Origin of the sequence: Neobacillus drentensis (genome assembly GCF_036965645.1) — a bacterium.
Classification (GTDB): Bacteria; Bacillota; Bacilli; order Bacillales; family Cytobacillaceae; genus Neobacillus; species Neobacillus drentensis_D.
In genome coordinates, this window is record NZ_JBALPZ010000017.1 from 1 (window position 1) to 12,340 (window position 12,340).

The window sequence follows — 12,340 nt, forward strand, 5'->3', positions numbered from 1 at the left end:
TCATTATATTGTTCAGTGTAGTTATTAAACTTTTCATTGGCAGCGTACACCTTTTTATACGCTCCATTTAGCTTATTAATTTGTGCTTCTAGATCTTCTAATGGCAAATCTTTATTTTTAAACATTTGATATAATTCTTTATCATATTGAAGAGACTCTGAGTATTGCTTATACAATTCCCTATGTGCTTCATATCTGTTCATCATGATATCATAAAGATCATTTGCCATTTCCTTAAGGGTTGGATCCTCCAATTGATCCTTTAGATCAGCAACTTTTTCAAATTCCAGTTCTGATTGTTTAAGGCTTGTTGTTTCTTTCTCAAAAAGTTCTCTTCTTTGATCTGCTAAGTCAAGAGCTTCATCAGAAAGCTTAACAATCTGATCATATTCTTTCATTCCTTGTTTAATAATTTGATCATATAGCTCTTTTTCTTGCTTTTCTAATGCAACTAATGGTTCTTGCTGTTCCTCAAATAATTTTTCCTTTTTCACAACATCTTCTAAAACATTATACATTTTATCGACGGGGGTCTTTTTTTCTGCACATCCTGATAAAATAAAAATAATAACGGTAACCACTATCAAGATACTGCTTTTTTCTTTGAATAACAATTTCAAACCTCCTTACTGCTGCATTTCCTACTATATCTTTATAAAGTTTATTTGACAATATCTAACTGTCCAAAAAGAGTGATACCATTCATAATGTAAACAATTATTAACATTTTGGCTTTTGTTTGATAGACTTATGCTGGTGACTAACTTTATGGAATTTTAGGAGTGAATGTTCATGTTAACAATGGAGGATATCATTCGAGACGGGCATCCAACCCTTCGAAAAGTGGCAGATGAGGTTGTTTTGCCGGCATCCGAAGAAGATAAACGAATTTTAGCCAGTCTTTTAGAATATGTAATAAACAGTCAAAACAGTGAAATTGCCACAAAATATAGCCTGCGGCCAGGAATAGGATTAGCTGCTCCACAAATAAATGTGTCAAAAAGAATGATTGCCGTTCATCTTTCTGACGAAAGCGGAACTTTATACAGCTATGCTTTATTTAATCCCAAGGTCGTTAGTCATTCTGTTGAAAAGTCCTATCTGCAAAGCGGTGAAGGTTGTCTGTCCGTTGATGAAGCTATTCCAGGATATGTTCCAAGATATGCAAGGATTACTGTAAAAGGAGTGACTCTTGAAGGCGAGGAAGTCAAGCTTCGACTAAAAGGTCTTGCTGCAATTTGCTTTCAGCACGAAATTGATCACCTAAATGGAATCATGTTTTATGACCATATCGATAAACATGATCCTTTCAAACCGGTCGAAGGAGCAACTATTATTGAAAGATAAGACATTGGCCTTTTTTTAGGCCGGTGTTTTTTTGTTCAATTTTATTCCATCTTATACCATGTAAGAATACCTATTTTCCTCATATAATAATAGTAAAAAAATAACTTCACTAAAAATATTTCAATTATCTGCCATTGCTTACTTTACTTTAGACAAGGTTCGTATAAAATAAAGGTAAGGAGATGATCCACTATGTTAAAGAAGCTAAGGAAGAAGCTCTTAAAACAGTGGAACGGTTTACTTAGAAAAAAATCCATTGCCTAATTTTTTAGAGGGCCCTTCAAACTTGCGAAGGGCTCCTTCATTATTGTAAATTGTAGTAATATGATTAAAATTTACATACTTTTCATATATAGTCCACGGAGTCTCCAAAGAAAATAAATGAAAAAGATGAAAATATTTTATATAATAAAAAAAGTTATGATTTAGTTAGGAGCGAATTTACCATGATATTCAAAGTGTATTATCAAGAAAGCATTACACAAGTGCCCGTTAGAGAGAACACTAAAACAATCTTTGTTAAGGGTGAATCGGTAGTAGATGTTCGCAAGAAAATTGCTGATCGCGGTTTTAATGTGGAATATGTTCAAGAAGTTAAAGGAGCCTATTTAGAATACGAACAACAAAATGAAGACTTTAAAGTATTGGAGATTGGATAATTTATGAAATTTGTAAAAAATGATCAAACTGCTGTTTTTGCCTTGGGTGGTCTAGGGGAAATAGGCAAAAATACGTATGCAGTTCAGTTCCAAGATGAAATTATATTAATTGATGCCGGAATAAAATTCCCTGAAGAGGAATTATTAGGGATTGATTATGTTATTCCAGATTACACTTATCTGGTTAAAAACGAAGAAAAAATAAAAGGATTATTTGTAACCCACGGACACGAAGACCACATTGGCGGAATCCCCTATTTACTTCGTGAAATAAATATTCCAATTTATGGCGGAAAACTTGCACTTGGGTTAATAAAAAATAAATTAGAAGAGCACGGATTATTACGAAACGCTAAGCTGATTGAGATTAAAGAAGATGATATCATTAAGTTCCGCAAAACATCCGTAACTTTTTTCCGTACTACCCACAGTATTCCAGATTCCTATGGTATTGTCGTAAAAACCCCTCCAGGACAAATCGTCCATACAGGTGATTTTAAATTTGATTTTACCCCAGTAGGTGAACCTGCCAATTTAACCAAAATGGCTGAAATAGGTAAAGAAGGGGTTCTTTGCTTATTATCGGATAGTACCAATAGTGAAATCCCTGACTTTACCATGTCCGAGCGCCGTGTGGGTGAAAGTATCCATGATATTTTCAGGAAAGTGGATGGACGGATTATTTTTGCAACCTTTGCATCAAACATACACAGACTACAACAAGTTGTAGAAGCAGCGGTAGTGAACGGAAGAAAAGTTGCTGTGTTTGGCAGAAGCATGGAAGCGGCAATCAATATTGGGCTAGAGTTAGGTTATATATCAGCCCCTAAAGAGACATTTATTGAAGCAAATCAAATAAATAGATTACCTGCTGATAAAGTGACCATTCTTTGTACAGGCAGTCAAGGCGAGCCAATGGCTGCTCTATCGAGAATTGCCAATGGTACCCACAGACAAATTCAAATTATACCTGGTGACACTGTGGTTTTCTCATCCTCTCCTATTCCCGGGAATACCATTAGCGTAAGCAGAACCATTAATATGTTATATCGTGCTGGAGCAGATGTTATTCATGGTAAACTAAGTAATATTCATACTTCTGGACACGGTGGACAAGAAGAACAAAAATTAATGCTTCGGTTAATTAGACCTAAGTTTTTTATGCCGATACACGGTGAATATCGGATGCAGAAAATGCATGCCAAACTTGCTGTTGATTGTGGGGTTGAAGAAGAGAATTGCTTTATTATGGACAATGGTGAAGTCCTTGCACTATCTGATAAAACTGCACAGGTTGCTGGAAAGATCCCTTCTGGATCCGTCTATATTGACGGCAGCGGTGTAGGTGACATCGGAAATATTGTCTTAAGAGACCGCCGGATTCTTTCTGAAGAGGGCTTAGTAGTTGTTGTAGTAAGTATTAATATGAAAGAATTTAAAATAGCATCAGGTCCAGACCTCATCTCTCGGGGATTTGTTTACATGAGAGAGTCTGGTGATTTAATAAATGATGCCCAGAATCTTATAACAAAACACTTAAATAAAGTAATGGAACGGAAAACTAGCCAATGGTCAGAAATTAAAAATGAAATAACAGATACTCTGGCACCTTTCCTTTACGAAAAAACTAAACGCAGACCGATGATTTTACCAATCATTATGGAAGTTTAAGAAAAAGCGGAAGAGCCAAGGCCCTTCCGCTTTTCTTTATTGTCCAGCTCCAGCGCCCCTGTTCAAGGCGCCTCCGCTTTCTTTATTCTAAGACTTGTTTCTCAAACCGATCAATATCATGATCATTTCCAATGACTATTAATACATCATCACTTTGAATGATTTCTTTTGCTTGCGGGGAAACAATAATTTCTTCTCCTCTTTTGATCGCAACAATATTTAATCCATATTTTTTACGGATATCTAATTCCATAATAGTGTTACCTGAAAGCTTCCTATTAGCTGCAATCTCGACAATACTATGTTCTGCAGACAGTTCAAGATAATCAAGCACACTATTTGATGCCATATTGATCGCTATCCGCTTGCCCATATCTCTTTCAGGATGGACAACTTGATCCGCTCCAATTTTTTGAAGTACTTTTCCATGATAATCATTTTGAGCTTTCGCGGTAATCCGTCCTACCCCTAGTTCTTTTAAAATAAGGGTTGTAAGGATACTTGCCTGAATATCATCTCCGATGGCGACAATTACATGGTCGAAGTTACGAATCCCTAAGCTTTTCAAAACATTCTCATCGGTTGTATCACCAACTACTGCATGTGAAGCTATCATACTATATTGATTTACTCGTTCTTCATTGATATCAATTCCTAGTACTTCCATTCCTTCTTCCACTAATGTACGGCAAATGCTGCCGCCAAATCGGCCCAGTCCGATTACCGCATAACTTTTCTTCATTTGAATAAACTCCCCCGTTTGTACCGTCAGTAAGTATCATTAGAGCTGTGTTAAACTTGGATGTTGATATCCGCTCCAAACGCTCAGCAAACCCGCGGGCGTGCCGGTGAGCCTCCTAGGCCCCTTACTCCCGCAGGAGTCGAGCTTATCCGATCCAATCAACATCGTTTCAAAATCAACATTAACCTTTAACACAGCCATCATTATAAAAAACGTTTATCCATTACTCATGATTGTTCTGCCTTTTTTTCTTATTATAGTATAGATAAACTAGAATGCCTAATAGGACGAGAATAATTAGGATTGGCAGGTTCCCTAAAATAAAGATAACTATTCCTGAAAGTCCAGCTAATAATAGATTTGTACTTTTCATAAATTGTTTTTGTGTTTTTTCCCATGTATTTAATTGATCCTTTTCCAGATTAGGTATTACCACTTTCCTTTCATGAAGTGTGATGTTCACTGTTGAAAAGGACGTCTGATTTTCTAAATATTTCATCCTTCCTTTAATAACCTCAATTTCCTCTTGAACCGAAGCTAAATCGGCAGATATCTTTAGTAAATCTTCTGTTTTGACTGCATTTTTCATAAAACTAAGAAGACGCTCTTCAACAGCTTGTTTGGACTTCAACCGGGATTCGAGATCGACATATTCCTCAGTCACGTCTTGCCCGTTTATAGTCCTCTGCAGCACTTCGGCGGCCTGTCCCTGAGCATCATTTACAAATTCCTGAAAATGCGCTTGCGGGATTCTCAAATTCAAACGCCCGCTTACTTGTTCTTTCCCATCACTAGTTACATTAGATTCTGCAATATATCCACCGTATCCTTGGGCTTTATCTTCTAAACTTTGCACAGCATTCTCAAAACTTTTAACCCTCAGCTCAAGTTCTGCCTGATATATAACCATCTGGTTGTTATCCTGAACTTTTGCTGTATCGATGGATTTGTCCCGTTTAGGGAGTTCAGTTGAGTTCAGTGACTCTTCACTTTTTCCAGACTGCGCTGAGTCCATTACGCTTTTATCCTCGTTACTCATTTTGGCACTTTCATTCTTATTATCCGAAGTGCAGCCAGCAATTCCGAACAACATAACTATTAACAAAATCGATAATGCCTTTTTAGACAATCTCATTTGCCTGCCCCCTCAATCTCTATTTAGAAATACCGACGTTTATTTAAAGAGAAGGTTTCAAGATTTTGTTAAATAAAAAAGAACTGTTCTTGATGAACAGCTCTTCGTTGTTAGTTATTCTGTTATTTCATATTCATCCAGTACGCGATTAACACGTTTTTCAAGCATTTTCATTCCGCTGCCGCCTGCTTGGTAATGACGAAGCAGGCCTTCACGGTCAAAAACATAGTAGGCTGGAACATATTGATTCTCAAACGCTTCTGTTAACTTATGTTCATTATCAACAAAAATTGGCTGGGTAATTCCATGCTCTACCGCCACCTTTTTAATTTCCTCTAGATTTAAATCATCCTCTGAACGAGGCATATGAACCGCGACCACATTTAATTTTTCTTTATAGTCATCTCGAAATTGATTTACCTGGGGCATTGCCTCCTTACATAAATGGCAGCTAATAGACCAGAAATGAAATAGAGTTGGTTTCTCACCAATTAGCTCATCTTTTGTAACCTGGCCGTTTAACCATTCTGTTGCCCCAGTTAATTCCGGCATTTGTTCTCGTAACTTCATGACTAACCCCCTGTTTAAAAAAGACCTAACGCATCAGGTTAGGTCTACCCTTGATTCTTTAAAGCTTTTTTCGCAAATATGGTTGTTTTCGTAAGAATTTCATCATCTCGTATTATAAAATTCTTTGTGCATCTTTTCCTAAATAAATGTGCAAAAAGAGCCTATACTAAACATTTAAAGTAGCTTGGCCTGGCTTCCAGTTTGCCGGGCAAAGACCACCAGTTTGTAATGCTTGGAGGACACGTAATGTTTCATCTACATCACGGCCGATATTGTTATGGTTAACAACAGAATACATTAATTCACCTTCTGGGCTGATGATGAATAATCCGCGCAGCGCTACGCCTTCTTCCTCAATTAGTACACCATAATCTCGAGATACAACGTGGTTAGTGTCAGCTGCCAGTGAATAATTAATATCACCAAGTCCGTTCTCTTTGCGGTCAGTTTTAATCCAAGCTAGGTGAGTATGAATCGTATCAGTTGAAGCACCAATAACAACAGCGTCTAAATCTTCAAACTCTTCATAGCGGTCAGACATTGCAGTAATTTCAGTTGGGCATATAAATGTAAAATCCATCGGATAGAAAAACAATACCGTCCATTTATCGCTTTTCATGTTTTCCTCTAGACTAACTTTTCCAAATTCTTTGTTTGGTAATACAGCCTCCATTTCAAAGCTTGGTGCCTGTTTACCTACCATACGTTCTGGCATTAGGATCCCTCCAAAATTTTATTTAAATGAGGTAGATAGTAACTCATAATGCTTTCTTTTTAATTATTTCATTTTAAAACAAGCCTGTATTGAGCAACAATGAATTATTATTATGTAAACATATTTATTACTAATTATAAACTAAATGACCCTTAGTCAGTTTTTCCTATTTCCTAGAGAATAAACGAAAATATAGATGTCTTGCCAGTAATCGTTGTTTAATTACCTTTAAACGATAGATAGCTTGTCAATAACCTAACAGCCACATCAATAGCCGTTTCATTGGGATTTAGTTTGGAATGATGGAGTCCAAATGGTGAATCTACACCCAGCCAGAACATTAATCCAGGTATTTCCTTTAGCATATAACCAAAATCCTCACCCGTCATGGCCTCACGACATTCCACAACTGTGACATTGGTTTTGTTTCTTGTATAATCGATAAATTCCCTTGTAACTGATTCAGTATTGTACACTTGATGATACATGGATCCGTAGTCAATTACAGTCTCACACTCATACCCTGTTTCAATCCCTTTAACTAGGGCTTCGATACGATGCTTTACCTTTTTCATGGCTTCTGGAGATAAAGTTCTAATTGTTCCCTCTAGTTTTGCTCTTTCCGCAATAATATTTTGAACAGTACCTCCCGTTATTTTTCCAATTGTAATCACGGCACTATCTAATGGATCAACATTTCGAGAAATAACCGTCTGCAGCTGGTTAACTAGGGAACAAGCTGCGATAACCATGTCATTTGTTTGATGCGGGTATGCAGCGTGCCCGCCTTTCCCCTTTAGATCTATAAATAATTCAGATGTGTTGGCAAACAATAATCCTTCTTTTAAAGCAATCGTTCCAACAGGATATTCCGGTGCAATATGAAGTGCAAAAATCAAATCCGGCATCCATTCCTGCATTTCTTCCGATTTCAGCATTGGTTCTGCTCCTCCAGGGCCTTCCTCGGCTGGCTGAAACACAAACAAAAGATCATCATTAATTGGGTTGTCGATGAAATATGATAATACACCCAAAGCAATCGTCATATGAAAATCATGGCCGCAAGCATGCATCCTTGCTTCATGTGAAGAGGAAAAGGAAAGGCCTGTTTCTTCTGTAATAGGGAGTCCATCAATGTCCGTTCTATACCCTATTGTTTTTGAAGGATTTAGTCCATGAACCTTTACTAGCAGCCCCGTATTCCACTTTTTAATAGAAATTCGCTCTTCCGAAAATAACTCTATTATTGACAAAAGATAAGCCTGAGTTTTATATTCCTGAAAACCTAATTCAGGAATTTGATGTAAATCCCTGCGTATATCGATTAATGATTTCATACCTAAATACCTGCCTTTTTACCCTATAAAAGAAGCGTGGATTAAGTCCACGCTTTTTATCAGCAATTTTTCACTAAATTGTCAAACTATAATTGGCGAAGCTCTTGCATGATTTCTGTTTTTGACTTTGTTTTTTCATCAATATCTTTAATTTTCTTGGCTGGTGTACCTGCAACAACTGTATATGGCGGAACATCTTTTGTTACAACTGCGCCTGCAGCGACAACAGAGCCTTTCCCAACTTTTACACCTTCAAGCACAACTGCATTAGCACCAATTAACACATCATCTTCAATGATAACAGGTTGTGCGGAAGGCGGCTCAATTACTCCAGCTAATACCGTTCCTGCCCCAATATGACAGTTCTTGCCGACAGTGGCTCTCCCGCCAAGCACTACACCCATATCAATCATCGTTTTTTCACCAATTACGGCACCGATATTGATAACTGCTCCCATCATAATAACTGCATTATCGCCAATTTCTACTTGATCACGAATAGTGACACCTGGCTCAATTCTTGCATTAATGTACTTCGTGTCTAACAATGGGATGGCTGAATTACGTCGGTCATTTTCGACCACGAAATCCTCAATTTTTCCCTTGTTCGTTTCTAAGGCTGCATTAATGTCAGCCCATTCGCCAAAGACAACGCCTGTATTTCCATTAATAAAGGTTTTTGTTTCGTTTCCAAAATCAATTCCCTCTAAGTCACCCTTTAAATATACCTTCACAGGTGTAGACTTTTTACTATTTGCAATAAAAGCAATAATTTCATGTGCATCCATTTTTCTAACTTGCCCCCTAATCTTGTACTAAAAATTACTTTAACAAACAAAAGAACTGAAAACAAGAAAAAACAACCTTATTCTTCAGAAGATTCGGCGATATATTCTTTAATCAGTTCCATAAATGCGTCAACCTGTTTCAGTTGGAACGCAGACTCATATCCTAATAACCAAGTATCCCGTTTTAAAGGTATATTATTCTCATCAACCAATGGTATCTTAAAAATACCACGGTCCGCCTTCCTAAGTGTAATGGATGGTAATATGGCGTAACCAATACCATTGAAGGCCATCTGTTTACATGTTTCTATTTGATCCACTACTACAGTCCTCTTTGGAGATGTTTTATAATTTCTCATCCACCAATCTTGGATTTCTTGATAATAGTTAGAATCGCTTTTAAATTGGATAAAAGGACGATCAGTCTTTAAAACCTGCTCCGGTTTGGTAATTTCCCGGTCAACAAGATAGAGCGGGTCATTAAAAAGGTGTACCTTTACCCCTTTCCAATCAGGAGTTCCGCGGATTATTCCAATATGTACCTGATCATCATATAAACATTTTAATATTTCACTGCTCCAGCCTGTCACTAAAGAAATTTTCACTTGTGGATATTTATCAATGAATTTTTTTAAAACCTCTGGAAGCCAATTCTGACCAACGATTGATGCAACAGCAATCTTTAATGTACCTGAGACACCTTCGTGAAGAGTATCAATCGTTTCACGTACCTTTTCCTGTTTTATTAAAATTTCGTTTACAAAGTCTATCACATGCTCACCAGCAGGTGTTAAGGATAACCCCTTTTGTGAGCGGATAAACAATTTGGTCCCCCATTCTTTTTCAATGGTTTGTAACCGTTGTGAAAGCGCGGGCTGTGAAACAAACAGCCGCTCTGAAGCCTTTCTCATATTCATCTCCTGAGCTAAAACCGATAACAACTGAAATTCTGATATGGAGGACAAAGTCAAAACCTCTTTACTATTTTTGATTAATGATTCTATAGTTCTTACAAATCCATTTTCTTTTTAGGAATAAATAATATTAGCAGCATACTGATAACAGCAAAGGTCAATACAACATAATAAACAGAGTGTAAAGAGAAGGTCAGCCCTTCCTGCAAAATTCTTTTTACAGAGGCTGTCAATTGATTTCGTTCGGCTACTTTTAAAAGCTTATTGGCGTCGTCTACGGTTAACGACTTATTATTTTCACTAAAAAAATGAGCCATACGATTATTTAAAATACCGCCTAGTAAGGCTGCACCAATCGTATTCCCTAAATTCCGCATAAACATATTGGCAGCAGTTGCTATTCCTCTTTGCTGCCATTCTACGGTACTTTGAATGGAAACAATGAAAGCTGTTGAAGTAAAACCCATACCTGCACCTACAAGGAAAGAGCCGACAGCTGCCCAAATAGGCCCTGCCGAAGCCGACATAGTTACAAACGCAAGACTGCCGAATACTAAAAAAGCTCCACCAATAATCGAAGTTTTCCTATAACCAATACTAATTAGCATCTTTCCAGAAAGGGTAGAGGCAATCGGCCAGCCGATTGACATGGTTGTTAATGTAAACCCTGCAACAATCGGTGTTTGTTCCATTACACCTTGAACAAAGGTTGGTAAAAAACTTGATATCCCAATTAAAATAATCCCAGATGTCAGGGAGGTAATATTAGCAATAAAGATGGATCGTTCCTTCCAGATGGAAAACGGCATAACCGGTTCAGATGCTCTGCCTTCTTGAAATACAAAGGCTATTAAAGCTAAAGCTGTAATACTCAGCAGTCCTATCAACTGCCATGACCCCCATGTCCAGCGGCTTCCACCTTCGATAAGAATAAACATAAGGGTTGAGATAGTGATTGTTAAAAGAATCGCACCTATATAATCTATCTCATGCTTTTTCTTTACAACATCTTCATGGAGGAATAACCAAAGACCAAGAAGCGAAAGGAGTCCAAGGGGAATATTAATCCAAAACACGTAATGCCAGCTGACATATTGGACAAGTAAGCCGCCGACTGCAGGCCCCGTAATGGCTGATATCCCCCAAACGCTTGAGAGATAACCCTGAATTTTGGCGCGTTCCTCAGTAGTATAAATATCGCCTACAATCGTTGTAGCAATTGGCGTAACGGCCCCAGCCCCAAAACCCTGAATCAGCCGAAAAATAATCAGTGTTTTCATTGAACCAGCAATCCCACAAAGAATCGAACCAATTAAAAAGATAATAATTCCTATGGTTAGAATTGGTTTTCTGCCAAATAAATCAGAAAGTTTTCCATAAATAAGGACAGTAACCGAGTTCATTAAAAGGTATGCAGAGAAAACCCAGCTATAAAGGGTGAACCCACCCAAATCAGCAACAATGGCTGGCATAGCGGTTGAAACAATCGTTGCTTCAATAGCCCCCATAAACATAGCAAGCATTACGGAAGCAAGGACTAATGACTTCTTGGTTTGCTTTCTTTTCGGATTCTCAAATGCTTCAATCTCAATACTCATCGCACACCTCTCGTCCTAAAAAAATAGAGCTCCCAATTGGGAGCAAGCACTAAGGGCTATTTTTTAAATCTCTTAACCACTTTATTTAATTGGTTTAATACCGTACTTCGTGGCAATATTCCTTCAAAAAAACCTTCTTCATTTTCAATACATAGAAATGGATGATTTACCAAAAGCTCTAAACACTGACTAATAGCAGTTGAAATTCCCACCCGAGGAATGGAGCTTTTCATAACTTCTTCTACCCGCTTGTTTTCAAGCTGCTCGAATTCAATCCGTTCAAGTCCAAGAATCGAATCCATAATAATAGGCGTACTAATAAGTCCATGCAGCTTGTAATGCGGGTCTAGGACAGGTATCGCCGTATAACCACTTTTTGTTAAAACTAACAGAGCATGTTCAAGACTATTTCCAATTTGCACATGAGCAACTCGCTCAGAAGGTACCATTAATTGTTTAATTGTTAATTCTAAAAATTCCCCGCTAGGAAGACTAATCATAAGTCGAATACTCCTCAATGTATGTTTTCTACAGACTTATTCTATCACAGTTTCCAGGGATCCGTGTTAATTTTAAAACTGCTTTCTATAGAAAAAAAGGAACCAATATAGGCTCCTACTGAATTAAATCAAAGATTTCAATTGTAATCATATCGATGTTATCAAATTGGTATCTTTTTGGTTTTTCCTTTTCGTTATATATTTCCAATTCAAACGTTTCAGTCTTTGGATGAAAGGTTACTTGACATTTTCTTTCACCATTTACTTCAAAATAACGTTGTGCAGGTTCACCACTTGTGGATTGTTCCTGAAGGTTTTTTAATCTAGTTAATATACCTTGTAGCTGTGACATCAAATATTATCC

General features: G+C 37.4%; 14 protein-coding genes. 3 read left to right on the top strand and 11 right to left on the bottom strand.

Annotated features, from left to right (window positions below; genetic code table 11):
* Positions 1-614: YkyA family protein (locus tag V7266_RS03050; RefSeq protein ID WP_335465747.1), on the bottom strand; the 614-nt coding region annotated here is incomplete at its 3' end.
* Positions 615-792: 178 nt separating this feature from the next.
* Here V7266_RS03050 and def point away from each other — a divergent pair.
* The 3 genes from def (at position 793) to rnjA (ending at position 3,677) form a co-directional block, all read left to right on the top strand.
* Entirely contained in the window at positions 793-1,347 is a 555-nt protein-coding gene (gene def / locus V7266_RS03055; RefSeq protein WP_335465748.1) for a peptide deformylase, read from the top strand.
* Positions 1,348-1,793: 446 nt separating this feature from the next.
* A complete protein-coding gene (locus V7266_RS03060) occupies positions 1,794-2,006 on the top strand; it encodes a DNA-dependent RNA polymerase subunit epsilon (RefSeq protein WP_335465749.1) in 213 nt (70 codons plus the stop codon).
* A gap of 3 nt (positions 2,007-2,009) precedes the next feature.
* Positions 2,010-3,677, top strand: coding sequence for a ribonuclease J1 (rnjA, locus tag V7266_RS03065; protein ID WP_335465750.1), 1,668 nt, complete (start codon positions 2,010-2,012; stop codon positions 3,675-3,677).
* Between the two features lie 82 nt (positions 3,678-3,759).
* On the opposite strand, the gene V7266_RS03070 is transcribed toward rnjA, so the two are convergent.
* The 10 genes from V7266_RS03070 to V7266_RS03115 all read right to left on the bottom strand — a co-directional run bounded on the left by V7266_RS03070 (position 3,760) and on the right by V7266_RS03115 (position 12,328).
* A complete protein-coding gene (locus V7266_RS03070) occupies positions 3,760-4,419 on the bottom strand; it encodes a potassium channel family protein (RefSeq protein ID WP_335465751.1) in 660 nt (219 codons plus the stop codon).
* 223 nt (positions 4,420-4,642) lie between these two features.
* The gene (locus tag V7266_RS03075) at positions 4,643-5,554 is read right to left on the bottom strand and encodes a DUF4349 domain-containing protein (RefSeq protein ID WP_335465752.1); all 912 of its coding nucleotides are present in this window, start codon (positions 5,552-5,554) and stop codon (positions 4,643-4,645) included.
* A gap of 114 nt (positions 5,555-5,668) precedes the next feature.
* Positions 5,669-6,124 carry a TlpA family protein disulfide reductase gene (locus V7266_RS03080; RefSeq protein ID WP_335465753.1) on the bottom strand — a complete coding sequence of 152 codons (456 nt, stop codon included), beginning with the start codon at positions 6,122-6,124 and terminating at the stop codon, positions 5,669-5,671.
* Positions 6,125-6,290: 166 nt separating this feature from the next.
* Entirely contained in the window at positions 6,291-6,839 is a 549-nt protein-coding gene (locus V7266_RS03085) for a peroxiredoxin (RefSeq protein WP_335465754.1), read from the bottom strand.
* A 218-nt stretch (positions 6,840-7,057) separates the two neighbouring features.
* Entirely contained in the window at positions 7,058-8,176 is a 1,119-nt protein-coding gene (locus V7266_RS03090) for an N-acetyldiaminopimelate deacetylase (protein WP_335465755.1), read from the bottom strand.
* A gap of 86 nt (positions 8,177-8,262) precedes the next feature.
* Positions 8,263-8,964, bottom strand: coding sequence for a 2,3,4,5-tetrahydropyridine-2,6-dicarboxylate N-acetyltransferase (dapD, locus tag V7266_RS03095; protein WP_335465756.1), 702 nt, complete (start codon positions 8,962-8,964; stop codon positions 8,263-8,265).
* 77 nt (positions 8,965-9,041) lie between these two features.
* On the bottom strand, positions 9,042-9,929 hold the full coding sequence (locus V7266_RS03100; RefSeq protein ID WP_335465757.1) for a LysR family transcriptional regulator: 888 nt from the start codon (positions 9,927-9,929) through the stop codon (positions 9,042-9,044).
* A gap of 44 nt (positions 9,930-9,973) precedes the next feature.
* On the bottom strand, positions 9,974-11,476 hold the full coding sequence (locus tag V7266_RS03105; protein ID WP_335465758.1) for an MDR family MFS transporter: 1,503 nt from the start codon (positions 11,474-11,476) through the stop codon (positions 9,974-9,976).
* A 56-nt stretch (positions 11,477-11,532) separates the two neighbouring features.
* Positions 11,533-11,976 (bottom strand): cyclic-di-AMP-binding protein CbpB, encoded by a 444-nt coding sequence (cbpB, locus tag V7266_RS03110; protein ID WP_335465759.1) that lies wholly within the window; start codon positions 11,974-11,976, stop codon positions 11,533-11,535.
* A gap of 115 nt (positions 11,977-12,091) precedes the next feature.
* Positions 12,092-12,328 (bottom strand): YkuJ family protein, encoded by a 237-nt coding sequence (locus V7266_RS03115; RefSeq protein ID WP_098526949.1) that lies wholly within the window; start codon positions 12,326-12,328, stop codon positions 12,092-12,094.
* Between the last annotated feature and the right edge of the window lie 12 nt (positions 12,329-12,340).

Excerpts from the sequence above, each read along its gene's own strand:
- def (WP_335465748.1), top strand. The coding sequence starts at position 793 with ATGTTAACAATGGAGGATATCATTCGAGACGGGCATCCAACCCTTCGA.
- V7266_RS03060 (WP_335465749.1), top strand. The coding sequence starts at position 1,794 with ATGATATTCAAAGTGTATTATCAAGAAAGCATTACACAAGTGCCCGTT.
- rnjA (WP_335465750.1), top strand. The coding sequence starts at position 2,010 with ATGAAATTTGTAAAAAATGATCAAACTGCTGTTTTTGCCTTGGGTGGT.
- V7266_RS03070 (WP_335465751.1), bottom strand. The coding sequence starts at position 4,419 with ATGAAGAAAAGTTATGCGGTAATCGGACTGGGCCGATTTGGCGGCAGC.
- V7266_RS03075 (WP_335465752.1), bottom strand. The coding sequence starts at position 5,554 with ATGAGATTGTCTAAAAAGGCATTATCGATTTTGTTAATAGTTATGTTG.
- V7266_RS03080 (WP_335465753.1), bottom strand. The coding sequence starts at position 6,124 with ATGAAGTTACGAGAACAAATGCCGGAATTAACTGGGGCAACAGAATGG.
- V7266_RS03085 (WP_335465754.1), bottom strand. The coding sequence starts at position 6,839 with ATGCCAGAACGTATGGTAGGTAAACAGGCACCAAGCTTTGAAATGGAG.
- V7266_RS03090 (WP_335465755.1), bottom strand. The coding sequence starts at position 8,176 with ATGAAATCATTAATCGATATACGCAGGGATTTACATCAAATTCCTGAA.
- dapD (WP_335465756.1), bottom strand. The coding sequence starts at position 8,964 with ATGGATGCACATGAAATTATTGCTTTTATTGCAAATAGTAAAAAGTCT.
- V7266_RS03105 (WP_335465758.1), bottom strand. The coding sequence starts at position 11,476 with ATGAGTATTGAGATTGAAGCATTTGAGAATCCGAAAAGAAAGCAAACC.
- cbpB (WP_335465759.1), bottom strand. The coding sequence starts at position 11,976 with ATGATTAGTCTTCCTAGCGGGGAATTTTTAGAATTAACAATTAAACAA.
- V7266_RS03115 (WP_098526949.1), bottom strand. The coding sequence starts at position 12,328 with ATGTCACAGCTACAAGGTATATTAACTAGATTAAAAAACCTTCAGGAA.